1 protein-coding gene is annotated in these 391 nt (G+C 73.1%); it reads right to left on the minus strand.

The annotated features are described in order from the left end of the window. Positions 1-391, minus strand: a 391-nt coding sequence (locus AC30CM_RS27345) for an FMN-binding negative transcriptional regulator (RefSeq protein WP_490120029.1), incomplete at both ends; no start/stop codon positions are given.

Genomic DNA, 391 nt, shown 5'->3' on the forward strand with positions numbered 1-391 from the left:
TCAGGGAGCTGCGTGTGGCGCTGGCGGATGCCGGCCAGCAGGTCGGCCTTGGCCTGGGCTCGGGGCAGTGAGTTCTCCCGCATCCAGTCCGCCGTCGCGTCGCCGCCCGTCCGCTCCAGGCCGTCGATGACCTGGCCGATGACCTCTGGCGGCTTGTTCTGGCTCATCTTCGCCTTGCCGGCCAGCCGGGTGATCCGCAGCTCGATCCCGATCACCGACCGCAGCAGCCGGTCGACCTCGGCCTGCGGGAGGCGGCCGACGGTGTGGTCGCCCCGGGCCGCGCTGAGCCGGCGGACGGACTCCGCGCACCAGTCGGGCTCGGGGTGGACGACCAGCTCCCCGGACGCGTGGACGGTGAGGTAGTTCCAGGTCGGGACGGAGGTCGCACCGG

It is taken from the genome of Mycobacterium sp. DHQP2018-32-09, from assembly GCF_058148405.1.